The following is a 14,365-nucleotide window of genomic DNA, read 5'->3' as shown; positions in this document are numbered from 1 at the left end:
AGATTGCTTAAGGCTACTTTTAAATAATAAAAATAATAGGTTGAATATGAAAACACGTTTTTCAATTTATGTTATGGCACTTTTGCTGAGCGGGTGCGCTACGACAGCTAACAATAAATCCGTTATAAATATACAAACACCACTTAGTGCCAATGATGTAATAAAAAATGCAACTGCAGATGAGTGGCAAGTAGTTGACTCTCAAAATATTTTAAAAATAACCTTACCTACTGGTTCGGCTTACATCGCATTAAATCCACAACTAGCCCCAAAACACACGCAACATATTAAAACGTTGGCGCAAGAAGGGTTTTATAAAAACACCCGTGTCTATCGTTTTGTAGAAGGGTTTGTAGCACAAGGTGGCGACAGCTCGGGTAAAAAAGAAATAAAAACAGCGAATAAAACCGTACCTGCAGAGTTTTATTTACCAACATCGCAACCACTAAAAATTACCGAGTTAAAAGGCGATGGATACGCGCCTGTAACGGGGTTTTTAAATGGCTTTGCTGTCGCGCAAAACCAAACACAGACTCAAACATGGCAAGTGCATTGCAATGGTGTATTTGCAATGGCACGTGGTAACGATATAAACAGCGCAAGTACCGAATTTTTTGTCACTATTGGGCAAGGTCCTCGTTACCTAGACAAAAATATTACAGTTTTTGGTAGAGTACTTGAGGGCATGGAGCATTTTAATCGTTTGCAGCGTTTACCTACTGAGGGGCTGGCGTTTAATCCAATAACGAATATTGAAGTGTTGGCTGATGTTAAAACCGACGCAACCACATTTAAAGTAATGAAGACAAACTCAGCATCTTTCAAGCAACTCATAAATGCGCGTAAAAGCCGAACAGAACCCTGGTTTGTCCAATCGTATAATTACGTTGATGTATGTGGTATGCCTATCCCAACAAAGCGTGTTATTTAAATGTTAAAAAAGGAGCTGAGGCTCCTTTTTTAATATTTATGTTTGAGTGTTTAACGTATTTACTGACGATTAATCTTAACGGCAAACGGTGTTTCGTTATAATGCGTAGAACGGTATGGGTTTATGTCTAATCCGCCTCGGCGTGTATAACGTGCATAGACTTCAAGCTCTTTAATGTTGAGTTGCGTGGTTAAGTCACTATAAATACGCTCTACGCACTGCTCATGAAACTCATTATGCGTTCTAAATGAAATTAAGTAGCGTAAAAGTGATTCTCGACACATTTTTTCACCAGTATATCTGATAATAATGCTGGCCCAATCTGGTTGAGACGTTATTAAGCAATTAGATTTTAGCAAGTGGCTATTGAGCGTTTCTGTTACTATTTCATCACTTTGTGCTTTAAGTGAATAGGCATCAATATCGTAGTTATCAATTTCAATATCTAACTCATCAATACACTCGCCTGGAAGCGCAGTGCAAGGTAAGCAGTTAAAATTGTCGGCTTTGTACAATGTCACTTGCACTGGGCTTTTTACAGCGGCTGACAAGTCGTCAATTAAATGCTGCTTAACAATGTTGATGCTTTCAAATCGGGTTTGATTAAAGCTATTTAAATAAAGCTTAAAAGACTTAGACTCAATAATATGGCTGCTTTGGCACTCAAAAGTAAATAAAGCAACGGCTACTTGCGGTTTGCCTTTGGCATTTAACCAAGAAAGCTCGTAACCGGTCCAAATATCCTGGCCTTTAAAGGGTAATTGAGCTTCATCAATATTTAAAGCATCACGATTTAGCTTGCGCGCAATCGGGAAAAGCAAGCTGGGCGTGTACACATCTACGTATTCGGTAGACTGCCCTAATACACTGCCTTTAAGATCTGGAGAGTTGCTGTAATCTGTCATGTTTGCTCTTAAATAGTTACAATGTGCGCATTATATCTAATTTAAATGAGTTTCACAGTATGTCTGTTGCGATGCAGTTAGAACAACTTCACAAAGAATTTAGCGAAAATACCCTTAAAAATACCGCAAAGTACCCACTCATCATGCACGATACGCAATGGCCGAGCCCGTGTGAAGTTGGTGAGGTTGATGAGCAAGGGTATATTCAATGGAAGGGGATACGCCAACAACCAGCCGGTTCATTGAACAATTTAGCTAATGCACTTGAGCTTGAGTTTCCAACAGCGTTAAGCGAGCTTTATGGACACATGTATGGCGGTAGTGTGTTAGCTACAATTGACGGCCATCAAATTGAACTACTACAAGCATGGAATAGCGACGACTTTGATATGCTTCAACAAAATATAACTGGCCATGTATTAATGAAGCGAAAGCTAAAACAGCCAGAAACTGTGTTCATTGGTTTAACAGATAAAGAAGATTTATTGGTGAGTGTGTTAATTCATACAGGGGAAGTATGTTTAGAACATGTAGGTAAAAAAACGCATCATGTGCTTGCACCTACTATAGAGTCGTTTTTAAAAGCGCTTGAAATTTAAATTATAATTAATGAATCAGCTTAGCGTTATCACTAAGCTGATTTTAAAAAGTCATTGGTAATGGCTATTGAAAATCCCAAGACACATTCGAAACTAAACCGCACGGTTCACATCTAAAATCGAATAGCCCAAACCATGGCTCATCTAGTTTCCAATCACTATTACAGCTAGGGCATTTACGCTCAAGTTCAGAGGCTTTATCTACACCGCCAACACGGTATAAATAGTAATAAACGGGCTTTTTAGTTAAAAAGCTAATGCGTTTGGTTATATCTTTTCCACGGCGGTATAAATCACTTTGTGTACTAGATATCTCCTCAAGAGCAGGAAATTCACAGCGTGTTGCGCCATTAATTTGTATTTGATCGCATGCTTGCCAATCTTCTTGCCACTTAATAAGCGTTTTATAATCGCCATTGGCAATAGCTGGGATGCGAAATAATGGCACAGGTAAAAAGTCGTCGCCACAATATAGAGGGCTGCATGTATGCACATAAGTAGTGTATAAAATATAACTTGATGGCTCAGTGCAGCAATCGGCTCCATTAGAGTGAATATCTTGGCCAATAACTTTTACTTTAGGTGCTAATAACCCCGCATTATGCAGTTTTTCAATGCTATGTTTAACAAAAGGGCTATTATTTAGTGGGTGCATGGCGTCTTCGGTTGGACACATAACACGGGTTATAAAAAAGCCGTCTTTTAAAACTGTGGGAAATTCTTCTCCCATTATTTGCCCGTTAAACCGCAAGGCGTTCACTAATCGATTAATAGCGTATTCGGCTTGCTCTAGGGTAGTGTCTTGGTAACAATCAAATGTTAAATCAACAACAAACATTTATAGTCTCAAATTATTTTCGTTCTAGCAGTGCAAGTAATTGATCAAGTTTTTGCTCAATTCTGTCTAGTTGGCTTGCTTTTAGCTCAGCATTTTCTGGCTGCTGCGCGGTTTTAACAAAGTTATTTATAGAATCCGGGTTATTTTTGTATTGGCTCACAGCTGCAATAATCATTGGCATAGGAACCGGTTGGGCTAAGCGACTTTTAGTTAATGCGACTGTGGGTGTTTTGCCTTCATCTAAAAGGACTTGAATTGCATCAAATACAACTGAATTCATTATATTTATAACTCTTAAATTAAATAAAACGCAGCATGTGTATGCTGCGCGGGTGCTATGGTAGCAATAAAACGGGTAGGCTACATTAAATAACCTGATACTTAGGATAAAAACCTACGTCTACTAGCTAATTTTAACGCTAATTACCTTGAGTAAGTTTGAAATAAGTTAAATATTGACCTGTAAATTAGCCTTGTACTCACTAAAAATCATAATGGGTTAATATTTTTAAAGGCATTTAAACAGGTATCTAGTTAAATTTTTTATTTACCTTGGCGAAGGCGAACATCTAGCTCATCAATCACTTCACTCCAAGCACCATCCTCAGCAAGCGATTCAGCTAAAAAGTGCTGTTGGGCTTCATCCCAAAATGCTGCATCTTGAAGTAGTGTTGTGTCTTGTAACTCATTAGAGGCAATAAATTCATCTATTTGATTTTCTGAATTTGGTAAACCAAGTTGTGCAAATAATGTATGAATATCGTGTTTAGTAGTATCCATGGTACGACTCCTTTAAATAAACAAAATTACCTTAAAGCCTAACACTACAATGCGCTAGCTAAACTCAAGCTGAATTGTCGGTTAAATACTTTAGGTATATAGTAATTTAGGTTCTGAATAATAAATTGCCAGCCCCTTTGTTAAGAGGTTGATTAAGGATAGTAAAAATAACAAGTAACGTGACCTTATTTATCCCCTATAGTGGGTAAACGGCGCAATATAGGATTTTTAGTATTTATATCTTAGGTTAAATATACTCGTAAATGCAGTTATTCGCGTATAGCTTTAGTAATTAAGCTTTGATTATATTTACGGCTAAAACAATAAAGGACATACAATGAGTATAACCGCACACGCAGAAACGTTCAGCGTACAATACATCGAAGCAGAAGATATAAGTACTGCCGCAAGTTTAATTTATCAGGCGTACCATGATGACCCTGTATTAAAAACAATGCTTAGCTATGATGAAACAAATAAATCAGCTTACGAAAAAAAGTTACGCGCATTAATACGTGAAGAGCTCAGTAGTTTTTGGCAAGAGAAGCAACCGCTAATAGGACTTTATCGAAGTGGTAAATTAAAAGCCGTGGCCTGTATGTTCGATTCTACAAGTCAACTTCAAGCTCAGCGTTATTGGCATTGGCGTTTAAAATTAATGCTAAGTGCGGGTTATTTGCAAACTAATCAGTTAATAGAAAAAGAACAAACGATTAGAGATACGCTCAAAGAAAAAGGCCGTTATTACTTTTTAGCTTTTATTGCAGTCGATCCGCATTTTCATGGGCAAGGGTTTGGCCGGTATTTGCTAAGAGGACTTGATGAGCTGGTGAAGTTAAATAGTGAGTCTTCTGGTTTAGCTGTATTTGTAACTCGCAATGAGCATACAGCGTTATTTAAATCTGAGGGATTTATTACTTTCAAACAGCTTACGTTTAACCAAGTTGCTGGTGAGTTATTATTCAAAGATGCATTAGGGTAAAAATGTAACCCATGTTGTGGTAATTGACTTTCGGATTGAGAATCTCAGTCAGTGGCAGCTAGTAGCTTACTTAGTCGCACGTGAGCAGTGAAAAATTGGCTGCCGCTGCGGGTAAGAATTGTTTGCAAAAATCTCATAAAATAGTCCCTGTATGTAACCCTACCAGTGTACTGGTTAGGGTTCGTTTACTACACAATAACGTCAAACGTAATTGTGCGTTCAACTTCATTGCCTCTGTATTAGTAACAAATATGAGCTAGATGAGCAAACTATACTGGAGCTAGAGTAAAAATGGTGGGGCGTGCATAGAAATAGAGAACCTAAGGTGGGTTTCAGCCTACCGAAAGAATGGTTACCTTCAAGTTGAATTAATCAACCCATTCGGCTTCACAAGGAAATACCTAAAATACTGATATTTAAAATAAATCACACATAAATTTGTTATCTTGAAAAATGTGGAGAAATCAAACCAGTATCATGAAGATTGCAGTTTCCTTGTCCAGAGCGAATAACTTTTCAACAATCCACGGAAGTCATAATAGTGCTTTTTTACACTACAGTGTCGGAAATTGTCACTAATAGTGCTTTTTTCCACTATTACGGGTACCCAATAAATGACCCGTCTGATTGTGCTTTTCTCATTGATGCTGATGATCACCTGAAATTCTAAAAAGGCACTTTTTGGAGTTACATATCGGCCACAGAAATAGTGGTTCGATTAATTATTGCCGCAATATCTATTTGCTGATTTTGCGGTATAACTTTTTTATCAGAGAGTTCAGGAAAAGTGTGAAATATCTGATTTTTTGTAATGCCAAGAAGTTTAATAGCACTATCAAAAGTAACGATATATGATTCTATATGTCGATTTGAGCTGGAGGATACTTGTGGTGTTTGGAGAAAGCTAACGTAGCAATTATTTATAGGCCATGCTGCATTGAGGTGTCGTATTAGTAGTGTTAACGGAAAGAATTGAAATTTTTCTGGAAGTTGAGAAAAAGGACTAGTTGCATCACCTAATCGTTCTATAAATTGGTCATATACTTTTTTGCCATTGAGGAAGTTGAAGCCCTGCTCTAATGCGCTGTTGAAGTTGCATACCGATGGATGATGGTAAATGGGTAAAACAGTTGTGTAAGGATTTTGAATAAACAAGCTAGCTAGCAAGCAATCGCAGATTTCATCTATGAATAATTCGTTTATTTGGCTAGATATCGGATAGCTTCTTATTGGGCGCAAACACAATTCGTTGGTACAAGTACCTTGTAATAATAAAGGTGACCAAATGAGTTGTTCACCACATTCTTGACAGCTATCGCAGAGCACACAACCGTGCAGCTCACATGATAAATTACCAATGTTTCGCCAGTTTTCTTTTAGATATCCTTTGCCCTTTACACAATAGGGACAAATACGAGGCATATCAGTGTGACAATCTAGAAAAAGTATGGAGTGCTTTGGTGCTAAGCTTAAGTCGCTATTGCTCATAGCACAGGGTACGAGTTCACTTAATAGCTGTCGTTGTTTAATGCTAATTGTATTTTTTGTAACCGCACTCCACATTGGTATATCAAGCCATTCGAGCGGTGAGGTGAACCCATTTCGAAGGCTCAAGCGTAATAGGTAGCTTGCTAGACTTTCATCTGCGATTCGTTTAGGCATTACCGATAACATTAATCAAACTCCCTCGAATCTAAAATCCCAACGATGTCATTATCAGTTAGGGCAAGTGTGTCAAAAGGATTGTAAGCAGATGAATTAATTCCCAACAGGTAAGCATCTTCAAGCTTAGCCAACAGATTCTTACGCTCACTGGTTGAAGCTATAGCAAAAAGCTTCGTTAACAGCCCAATTCTGCCGTCGGTTGCGACATGCAAACGATTAAGTATAGGTTTGTCGTCTAGAGTGAATGGCGGAAATCGAAATTCGGTGGCAAAGTAATTACAGCACAAAAGCCAGCACTCGCAGCGAGAAGGGATTATGTAAAGCTTTTGTTCAGATAGGAAACGGCGGCTCAGTTGCTCCTCACCTTTTAATCTGTGCGTTGATTTGCCATATTTAAGCTTCAACAATCGGCTGGCGACTGGCGTTCCCATTAAAATAAGTGAAACTTTTGGGTTGTTATCTAGTAGCGCTGCTATTTGCTTAGCCATTCGCTGACTAGTGATTCCGTCGATATCCGTCAAACATTCCTGTACTTCATCGATAATGATCAGTTGAACGCGATGCGCGGCAAGTAAAACGGCAAGCCTGTCTTGAACGATATGAGCTTTATTGGCATTTTTACCTATGACTGAAGTGAGAGCTTTAACGACCTGTATAAGAAAATCAGTAGTTGTTTTAGTCTCCGTTAACTTTACATAAATGACCGGATAGTAGGTTACTTCGGGAGTACATAAAGTTGGAAAACGTGCTAGATATGTCTTGGCTAAACACGTTTTACCAACACCACTTAGACCTGTTAAAAGTAATCCATAATTTTTACCAAAACTTTGCTGATGAACTTGGTCTATTAGTTCAAAGCACTTGCTCAGACTTGGGTGGCTAAACATTGGCTAGTCCTGCCATAAACCAAGCTGAGCTTCGTTGCGATTAGGGCTTACTTTTCGTTTAATATTACCTTTATCTGAGGGTGTATTATCCTCTTTGGACTTCTTCGACTTTTTGATAGGTTTGTATGCATAACTCTGGTTACTTCGCTTAATGCGCTCTGCCGTAGATAGTCCCTTAGATAAGTTTTCTTTTGCAGTAGCAACTGGCTTGCCACTGCCAAGTGATCTTGTCTTTTGCTTAACTAAATTTGCAATTTTACGACTGAATATATCTCGCCGTTCAGGCGTCCCAGATGTTGTGTTAAGTTCTTCAAATGACAGTGGGTACTCCAATTCACTTCCAGATAGCTTTCGGTTTTCTACAAAATCGAATACTTTAGGGTGGTCATAACATGGGAAGTCTGCGATGACTGTTACCCAACGGCCATCATCTGGGTCAGATTTCACAGTAACCGTCATATCTTGGTTTTTATCGAGAGTTTTTGCATCTAGATAGCATTGCTTTATACGGTCATCCGCAAAAACCTGTTTGTTGACCTGAACTGTACCTCGCTGGCTTAATGAAGGGTTGTGCTCTATATAATGGCAAGCAGCACTGAGCAGTTCTTTATTGACAGGAATGAGAGGCTTTAGAGCAACTGACTCATTCCATACTTGTTGTGGTGTTTTGTTGTTGAGGCTTGAGTGCTTTGAGTTTACATAGTGAACGAGGTAATCATGCAGTAGCGAGGCAAACTCCTCGACAGGCAAGGAAGCGGCTTTTTTAATGGTTTCTTCAGACGACGGCTTACTTGTTTTGTGGGTGCGTTTGTCTTTATAACCTGGAAGACCTATGGTTATTGTTCCATCAGGTAATTTAAATTCGCCTCCTTTAAAGAATTCTTCCCGCAACGTATTGTTGAAAGACTCAACAAAAGGTTTTCGCCAAGGTTCATTCGATGGAGCTTTGATTAACTCACACCCTAAGCGTTGGGTTATTTGTTTGAATTGCTCAGCTTTATAGCCACTGCCATTATCCACAATAATTTTAAAAGGAATACCACAAGCGTTTAGCTGGTCACTGGTTGACTCAAAAATACGCTTAAATGATCGAACAACCCCTTCCGTATCCTCAGAGGTGCCCAGCTCGAATGTAACACTCAGCGGGTAGCGTGAGTGGCAGTCAATGGCAATATAGATGCTGACGTTGCCCGTTGGTTTACCTTCTTCGTCAATAAGAGCCAAGTTAAGTGACATCCGGTCCATTTCTACTCGCTCAAGCACATGAGTGGTTTTTATTTTCTTGGATAATGTACGTAGTGCTTTTTTAACTTCGCTGTAGTTTCCAGAGTTTAAAATGATATTAAATGCATTAAGTCCTTCAATGCGTCTGCTAAACGTTCGTTCGCTAACCTGTTCAATAGCGTCATTTTGCGTCTGAGCTTTTAAAACTGCTTTAGAATAACTTGAGTAGCCTCTCGCTATGTTTTCAATGTTGCCTTTTACCCAGGTGTCAGTAAAAAATCGGTTGAGGAAGTTTTCCGTGGCCGTATTGGTTCGCTTGGGTTGGCTCTTTCTCGGAGCAATTGACTTTTTGAGATTAAATTCTGCTTCTCGATATTGTTTCCACCAACGTGCAATAGTGCTATTGCCGTGTTTTTCGGTGCCGATGTGGTACTTGCCATGAACAATCTGTTTGAGCTTATCGATGGTCTTGTCAACGGTAGGTTTATAGCCATCATGCACCAATGTTGCTAACTCGGTAATGTAAGGCTCTCGCTTTTTCAGTTCTTTTTTTTGTGATGCTGTCAGCTCGTTATTGTCGTGTGTTATGGCGTATGCTGGTCGTAATTCACCGCTGTCTATTTTCGAGCGAAAGTCATCTTGGGTTAAGTGCAAGCCAGTTTCCGAACCTAACATCGGGTTAGGGTTTAGTAATGCTTGCAGCTCATCATAATATGCTAGATTAAATTTACGCTGTTCAATATCGATGAAGGTGTCACCGACCACAGGTGGCTGATACATTACTTCTTCCTCATCAATGTCGTTTCTGCGTTAAAAGGCTTTGACGTGTCAAAATAAAAGTGTTGTTGTGCGACGAGTGACCAAGCGTGCGCTCTTGAGCCACCAGGCAAATTAGATACTAATTTTTCAAGTCGAGACAGTTTTGTTCTTTTTGGTAAGTTACAGATAACGGGCTGTAAATGATTGACGTCAAGAGTCTTGTAGCCCATGAGTAGTTCGTAGTTTTCTACCTCAATGCTGTCAACATCAAGCTCACTCCTTAGAACCAGTTCAAGCCCTGTTAACATATAAATGACTCGTTTCCTAAGCTGGTGACGTTCAAAGAATTCATCATTCATATAATGGGTATGTTTGATTTCTACATATTCGGCATGGCCGGATTTATATTCAACCAAAAAGTCAGGAGTATAACGTCTTCCATACACACTAAATGATTCTGGTTGGGAAGCATATTGATGGATAGACTCTTCAAATTCGAGCGTTATCCCGTATTTGCGTTCGAGAAACGACTCACACCAGATATGACAGCCATTTTTAACACTGTAAAAGTTAATGGTGTGTTTTGAACGGTGTTTGTTGAATTTTTTTTTACCCTTCATGTTCGCCTCAAAAAAATTTAGTTGAAAATGCCCAAGATTTTTTGGCTAAAAATCAATCTTAGCTATAATTAAAGGTTGGGCTTGTATAAATATCAAGTTGATGAATGGATGAAATAGTCATCAAACCTCTCTCTTTTTCAGCACTTTAAAAAAGGTATGAGCTACTTGTAAAGCTGTACAGTAAATACTCGGATGTAGTCTTATTTTTATACAGTAACTTTATGTAACTAATTGATAATAAAGAGGGGTAAAAATGAGTTATGTTTTAAAAAGATTTTTTAAATGGTACTCTTTTGTCGTTTTAAATGCTTTTTTTACGGCTTACCTACTTCGCTTTACGAAATAGTGCCGTTTTTTCATGTTTGTTTGAAAACTATTTCGAAATAATTAGTCATAACAACTTTTTACGTCAATTGACGTAAGTGCTGGTATCTATATGTCAGAATCTTCAAGAAAATTTAAAATAAATAGAAAAACTACAGACAAATACACAGAAATAGCCAATATATTGTGTATTAAACATGCTGATTGGGGGGGCTTTTTAGTACAACATGAACTTGATTTCTTTAAACGTAACTATTACCAACTAAGGCCAAACTCACCAATGGTTGCCGCATGGTTTAAGCAGAAAAAGAAAACTTTAGACCAAGAGGGAGTGAACCAGCACTACTCAATTCGAATGCCGCAGAGTTTAGTTGATGACTTGGCTGGGTGGTGCAAACAATATCGCGTTTCAAAAGAAATGATTGTTGAATACGCCCTTGAAGCCTTTATTCAAAGAGTTGGTGCAGGAAGAGCTGCTTATAAAAAGCTTAAACGCCATGAACTGATGCCACTCTTTTTGCTAGAGCATTCTTTTAAAGCTAGGCTCACTGAAACTGAAAAAATTAGCTTTATACGAGAAAACATACTGATACAGGAGCACATGCTGCCAGGTGCTTTTCGCAAAGAGTTTAAAGAATCAAAAAAATAAGCACTGCATGGGCAGTGCTTAATATGTATAAGCTTAATATTTTAATGCGCACGTTATAGATTTAGCGATTCAAACTTCTGTTTAAATAGCCAATGCTCCAATGCTATGCCAACTAACATCATTGCGCCACCAAATACTAGTGCCAATATTATACGGAAGGTTGATAGCCCTTCTTGATTAACAAATGACAGTATAATTGCTGCGGTTGTCGCAAAGATAAATACGCGACCTAACTCGGTGAGCCAGTGACTGATCACGTGCAGCCCATAACTTACGCCAAATCGGTTTTGTTGAGTGTCTTTCAATTGCTTCTCCTTTTATGATGACCTCAACAATATTTAGAGACTCTGTAAGGGGAATTAATCGCTCTTTGCGGGTTTTAGTTTCACCAACCACAGACGTTTAGCAAAGTTTCTGCTATCACATATTGCAACGCTAGTTAAAAACGTTTCATCCACATTTTTCTGCTATTTCCTTAAGTTCAAGTTCTTCCATCCGCTTCATAAGTAATGACTTTCCTTCATCAAACCACCCCGATTTTGGAAAGCGCATTACAAACCATAACTTCCAGTCTTCAATATCTTCATTGCCAATCTTTACTGGTAACTCTCTAAGGTGTGGATTTATAATCTTGGGGCAAAACGTCAATGCTCGGCTTTTTAGTTTTTTCATGGTTGTTTTGCGAGGTTTATGTTGGATTGCGGCAACGGCTAGCGCTTCTTTTAATAAATTATGAATGTTTTCACCTGATTTATACAGTGATGACTCTACAGCACTAACGTAGTGTTCAAGTGCTTTTTCTATTTCACCACTTAGTACCAGTAATCGTCCCTTGAGCCAGTCTTGATGGTATTGCAACTCATCATTCAGGTTATGCTCTTCAATAGATTTTTGTAAGGAAGCTAAGCGTGTTGAATAATCAACAAGGCTGCCCAGCGGTTTAATTGAAGAACGCTTTAACAACTTGTGTAGCTTATTACCTTCAGCAGATAGTTTATATAGATTCGCTGAGCTTATCTCATTGATATAAAACTGATGAAATACTTGTCCAAAATCTAATGTAGGCTCTTGATTATGCTGCAACCGCCAAACGACAGCATCTTTTAAATCGTTTACAAATTGATGGTGTGTTTTTCTATGAAATGAATCTATGAACCTTGTCAAAAACAAGGTTTCCTTATCTTCATCAATTGCATCTGAATTTGATAACGATGTCCACTGAGCCAGCAGAGTTAGGTTACCTATATTAGGAAGTTCTTCACCACTTCGCCATTTTCGAACTGTCCTGTCAGTGCCTTCAAAGAATCGCTTTATATCGTTTTCAGGAAGTGTTTGTTGGCTTTCATAAAAAGCGATTAGGGCTTTGATAGGGTAATTATCACAATAAAAGCTAGGCACTGTATTGGTTGGCATTTGATTAACACCTACTTTCCAAATGATACTGGCAAGTGTTTCAACTACTAGGTGCTTATTTAGCATATAAGCAACTTTTTCTTGTGCTACTCCTTCCATTGGCGCACGCTTAATGATCTCGACGTAGTTATTTAACCCCATCCAAATACTGTCGGAGAAAAACTGTGCGAAACTATCAGTAACAACTTTGGAGATTGGTTCATAAAATAAGTGTCGCACTGACTCTCCAATCAGTGTTGGATCTATAGACTTTCTAGATGCTAAGTCTTCTTCCTTGCGAAAACGGCTCTTTCCCTTAGTAGCCAATGACTTGGTGTCGGCAATATCAGCCAGACGATTTAAAACATACCCAATGTTTGGATAAGACTCATTGATAGTCGTCATTAATTTAAACCCTAAAAAATTCCTTTTGAAAGAGGGGCAATGCCCCTCGCCATTATTTACTATTTTTTGCGGCGCTACTAGTTGCTCGTGCCGCAAAACTGCCTTTAGGCACACTGCCGCCATTTGCTCTAGCTGTAGCGCTTTGAATTCGTTGTGCCGCTTGTGGTGTTATTGGTGTTGATGGCTTTGCATTTACTTTTGAAGTCATAATGTTCTCCTAGTTAGTTGTGAATCAACTTCGTAGGCAATAATCGATTAAACCTGAGTTTCGGAACAGGAATCAAGTGGCGCAATTTATTCAAAATCTAAATATTGAGGTTACACGTTAACCTGTGTGTTAAAAACTTGGCAGTTTTTTAAAGCAAGATCAAATGAATAGTAATTTATTAGTGAATTTTATATCCATTTTATTTATATTAAGACTCTAATTTCTGAGAGTTTTTATGCAGGACGCAAATGAGCGATATAAAGTTATTCAAACTAGACCAAGCAAAAGGAACTGCACTAGAATTAGTGCGAACACAAGCTAAGCTTGAGAAAGACTTGCAGCAGCTCGTTGAGTCACAAATGGAAATCTTCCTGAATGTAAAGTTCCTTGCTTCAGAATTTACTACCTCAAACGGTGGCAGAATTGATTCACTTGGTGTAGATGAAAATGGCTGTCCAGTCATCATAGAATACAAACGGCACACCAATGAAAATGTAATTAATCAAGGACTGTTTTATTATGATTGGCTTATTGATCATAAGGCTGAATTCAAGTTACTCGTAATGGACAAACTCAGCAGTGAAGCTGCTGACAATCTTGAATGGGAAGGTGCACGTTTAATTTGTATCGCTACTGACTTTACCAAGTATGATGAACACGCGATAAAACAAATTGATAAAAACATTGAGCTGATGAGATACAAATATTTCGGAGAAGATTTGTTTTTATTAGAATTGGTAAACAGCCACTCATCTAACCGTTACTTTTCTAACCCCGCAGCTGCCGCACTACAGGAAAAGACAGTTCAAGAAACTTCAAAAAAAGAACGGAAGGATTACCATCAGAATCGAATCGCAGCCGCTAGTGAAGACCTTTTAAAGCTTTATGAGCATATTTGTGAATTTGGCTTATCACTCGGTGACGACGTGCAACGCAAGGAACTAAAGTTCTACACAGCACTGAAGAAAATCAAAAATTTCGCGAGCGTTCAAGTATGGGCACCTTTACAAGACCCTTCATTGAGAATTTATTTAAACTTAAATCCTGAATCGGTAGAGCTTAAAAATGGTATCGTCAGTGATGTTAGAGGTAAAGGGCATTGGGGAACTGGTGATCTAGAGGTTATCGTCCGAAATATTGAAGAGCTGGATATAGCAAAGCAATTAATAAAGCTAAGCTTCGAGCAAAACTAGGGAG

At 38.5% G+C, this 14,365-nt stretch carries 16 protein-coding genes; 5 read left to right on the top strand and 11 right to left on the bottom strand.

Annotated elements, in window-relative coordinates:
* Positions 1–46 precede the first annotated feature (46 nt).
* Complete coding sequence (locus tag AC27I2_RS11620) at positions 47–931, top strand: peptidylprolyl isomerase (RefSeq protein WP_487204377.1); 885 nt, start codon at positions 47–49, stop codon at positions 929–931.
* 59 nt (positions 932–990) lie between these two features.
* Here AC27I2_RS11620 and queF read toward each other — a convergent pair whose 3' ends face one another.
* The gene (queF, locus tag AC27I2_RS11615; protein WP_487204376.1) at positions 991–1,836 is read right to left on the bottom strand and encodes an NADPH-dependent 7-cyano-7-deazaguanine reductase QueF; all 846 of its coding nucleotides are present in this window, start codon (positions 1,834–1,836) and stop codon (positions 991–993) included.
* Positions 1,837–1,895: 59 nt separating this feature from the next.
* Between queF and syd the strand changes: the two genes are divergently transcribed.
* Complete coding sequence (gene syd, locus AC27I2_RS11610; RefSeq protein WP_058405655.1) at positions 1,896–2,435, top strand: SecY-interacting protein; 540 nt, start codon at positions 1,896–1,898, stop codon at positions 2,433–2,435.
* A gap of 64 nt (positions 2,436–2,499) precedes the next feature.
* Here syd and AC27I2_RS11605 read toward each other — a convergent pair whose 3' ends face one another.
* The 3 genes from AC27I2_RS11605 to AC27I2_RS11595 form a co-directional block, all read right to left on the bottom strand.
* The gene (locus tag AC27I2_RS11605) at positions 2,500–3,273 is read right to left on the bottom strand and encodes a Zn-ribbon-containing protein (RefSeq protein WP_058405654.1); all 774 of its coding nucleotides are present in this window, start codon (positions 3,271–3,273) and stop codon (positions 2,500–2,502) included.
* Positions 3,274–3,286: 13 nt separating this feature from the next.
* On the bottom strand, positions 3,287–3,553 hold the full coding sequence (locus AC27I2_RS11600; RefSeq protein WP_058552830.1) for a hypothetical protein: 267 nt from the start codon (positions 3,551–3,553) through the stop codon (positions 3,287–3,289).
* Positions 3,554–3,816: 263 nt separating this feature from the next.
* Positions 3,817–4,053: a DUF2789 domain-containing protein gene (locus tag AC27I2_RS11595; RefSeq protein ID WP_058405652.1), complete on the bottom strand. Its 237-nt coding sequence runs from the start codon at positions 4,051–4,053 to the stop codon at positions 3,817–3,819.
* Between the two features lie 337 nt (positions 4,054–4,390).
* Between AC27I2_RS11595 and AC27I2_RS11590 the strand changes: the two genes are divergently transcribed.
* Positions 4,391–5,035, top strand: coding sequence for a GNAT family N-acetyltransferase (locus tag AC27I2_RS11590; RefSeq protein WP_058405651.1), 645 nt, complete (start codon positions 4,391–4,393; stop codon positions 5,033–5,035).
* A gap of 687 nt (positions 5,036–5,722) precedes the next feature.
* On the opposite strand, the gene AC27I2_RS11585 is transcribed toward AC27I2_RS11590, so the two are convergent.
* The 4 genes from AC27I2_RS11585 to AC27I2_RS11570 are packed head-to-tail and all read right to left on the bottom strand — an operon-like array spanning position 5,723 to position 10,190.
* Positions 5,723–6,709 carry a TniQ family protein gene (locus AC27I2_RS11585; RefSeq protein WP_487204375.1) on the bottom strand — a complete coding sequence of 329 codons (987 nt, stop codon included), beginning with the start codon at positions 6,707–6,709 and terminating at the stop codon, positions 5,723–5,725.
* Positions 6,709–7,587: an ATP-binding protein gene (locus AC27I2_RS11580; protein ID WP_487204374.1), complete on the bottom strand. Its 879-nt coding sequence runs from the start codon at positions 7,585–7,587 to the stop codon at positions 6,709–6,711. The genes AC27I2_RS11585 and AC27I2_RS11580 overlap by 1 nt, the downstream gene beginning before the upstream one ends.
* A 3-nt stretch (positions 7,588–7,590) precedes the next feature.
* Positions 7,591–9,591: a DDE-type integrase/transposase/recombinase gene (locus AC27I2_RS11575; RefSeq protein WP_048690584.1), complete on the bottom strand. Its 2,001-nt coding sequence runs from the start codon at positions 9,589–9,591 to the stop codon at positions 7,591–7,593.
* Entirely contained in the window at positions 9,591–10,190 is a 600-nt protein-coding gene (locus tag AC27I2_RS11570; protein ID WP_048690586.1) for a hypothetical protein, read from the bottom strand. The genes AC27I2_RS11575 and AC27I2_RS11570 overlap by 1 nt, the downstream gene beginning before the upstream one ends.
* 436 nt (positions 10,191–10,626) lie before the next feature.
* Here AC27I2_RS11570 and AC27I2_RS11565 point away from each other — a divergent pair, with 436 nt between their 5' ends.
* Complete coding sequence (locus AC27I2_RS11565; RefSeq protein WP_048690587.1) at positions 10,627–11,163, top strand: hypothetical protein; 537 nt, start codon at positions 10,627–10,629, stop codon at positions 11,161–11,163.
* Between the two features lie 53 nt (positions 11,164–11,216).
* Here the strand turns inward: AC27I2_RS11565 and AC27I2_RS11560 are convergent, their stop codons facing one another.
* The 3 genes from AC27I2_RS11560 to AC27I2_RS11550 all read right to left on the bottom strand — a co-directional run bounded on the left by AC27I2_RS11560 (position 11,217) and on the right by AC27I2_RS11550 (position 13,168).
* Positions 11,217–11,468: a hypothetical protein gene (locus AC27I2_RS11560; RefSeq protein ID WP_048690588.1), complete on the bottom strand. Its 252-nt coding sequence runs from the start codon at positions 11,466–11,468 to the stop codon at positions 11,217–11,219.
* 145 nt (positions 11,469–11,613) lie between these two features.
* The gene (locus tag AC27I2_RS11555) at positions 11,614–12,960 is read right to left on the bottom strand and encodes a hypothetical protein (protein WP_048690590.1); all 1,347 of its coding nucleotides are present in this window, start codon (positions 12,958–12,960) and stop codon (positions 11,614–11,616) included.
* 52 nt (positions 12,961–13,012) lie between these two features.
* Positions 13,013–13,168, bottom strand: a complete 156-nt coding sequence (locus AC27I2_RS11550; RefSeq protein WP_077066488.1) for a hypothetical protein — start codon at positions 13,166–13,168, stop codon at positions 13,013–13,015.
* Between the two features lie 248 nt (positions 13,169–13,416).
* On the opposite strand from AC27I2_RS11550, the gene AC27I2_RS11545 reads away from it, so the two are divergent.
* On the top strand, positions 13,417–14,361 hold the full coding sequence (locus AC27I2_RS11545; protein WP_487204373.1) for a DUF91 domain-containing protein: 945 nt from the start codon (positions 13,417–13,419) through the stop codon (positions 14,359–14,361).
* Positions 14,362–14,365: the final 4 nt, after the last annotated feature.

Source organism: Pseudoalteromonas sp. NH0006-46 (genome assembly GCF_057547735.1).
This window is presented reverse-complemented; position numbering and strand designations above follow the sequence as displayed.

What these genes read in the sequence shown, in the direction of transcription:
- AC27I2_RS11595 (WP_058405652.1), bottom strand. Translation starts at nt 4,053, where the DNA reads ATGGATACTACTAAACACGATATTCATACATTATTTGCACAACTTGGT.
- AC27I2_RS11570 (WP_048690586.1), bottom strand. Translation starts at nt 10,190, where the DNA reads ATGAAGGGTAAAAAAAAATTCAACAAACACCGTTCAAAACACACCATT.
- AC27I2_RS11590 (WP_058405651.1), top strand. Translation starts at nt 4,391, where the DNA reads ATGAGTATAACCGCACACGCAGAAACGTTCAGCGTACAATACATCGAA.
- AC27I2_RS11580 (WP_487204374.1), bottom strand. Translation starts at nt 7,587, where the DNA reads ATGTTTAGCCACCCAAGTCTGAGCAAGTGCTTTGAACTAATAGACCAA.
- queF (WP_487204376.1), bottom strand. Translation starts at nt 1,836, where the DNA reads ATGACAGATTACAGCAACTCTCCAGATCTTAAAGGCAGTGTATTAGGG.
- syd (WP_058405655.1), top strand. Translation starts at nt 1,896, where the DNA reads ATGTCTGTTGCGATGCAGTTAGAACAACTTCACAAAGAATTTAGCGAA.
- AC27I2_RS11585 (WP_487204375.1), bottom strand. Translation starts at nt 6,709, where the DNA reads ATGTTATCGGTAATGCCTAAACGAATCGCAGATGAAAGTCTAGCAAGC.
- AC27I2_RS11605 (WP_058405654.1), bottom strand. Translation starts at nt 3,273, where the DNA reads ATGTTTGTTGTTGATTTAACATTTGATTGTTACCAAGACACTACCCTA.
- AC27I2_RS11565 (WP_048690587.1), top strand. Translation starts at nt 10,627, where the DNA reads ATGTCAGAATCTTCAAGAAAATTTAAAATAAATAGAAAAACTACAGAC.
- AC27I2_RS11550 (WP_077066488.1), bottom strand. Translation starts at nt 13,168, where the DNA reads ATGACTTCAAAAGTAAATGCAAAGCCATCAACACCAATAACACCACAA.
- AC27I2_RS11600 (WP_058552830.1), bottom strand. Translation starts at nt 3,553, where the DNA reads ATGAATTCAGTTGTATTTGATGCAATTCAAGTCCTTTTAGATGAAGGC.
- AC27I2_RS11620 (WP_487204377.1), top strand. Translation starts at nt 47, where the DNA reads ATGAAAACACGTTTTTCAATTTATGTTATGGCACTTTTGCTGAGCGGG.
- AC27I2_RS11545 (WP_487204373.1), top strand. Translation starts at nt 13,417, where the DNA reads ATGAGCGATATAAAGTTATTCAAACTAGACCAAGCAAAAGGAACTGCA.
- AC27I2_RS11555 (WP_048690590.1), bottom strand. Translation starts at nt 12,960, where the DNA reads ATGACGACTATCAATGAGTCTTATCCAAACATTGGGTATGTTTTAAAT.
- AC27I2_RS11575 (WP_048690584.1), bottom strand. Translation starts at nt 9,591, where the DNA reads ATGTATCAGCCACCTGTGGTCGGTGACACCTTCATCGATATTGAACAG.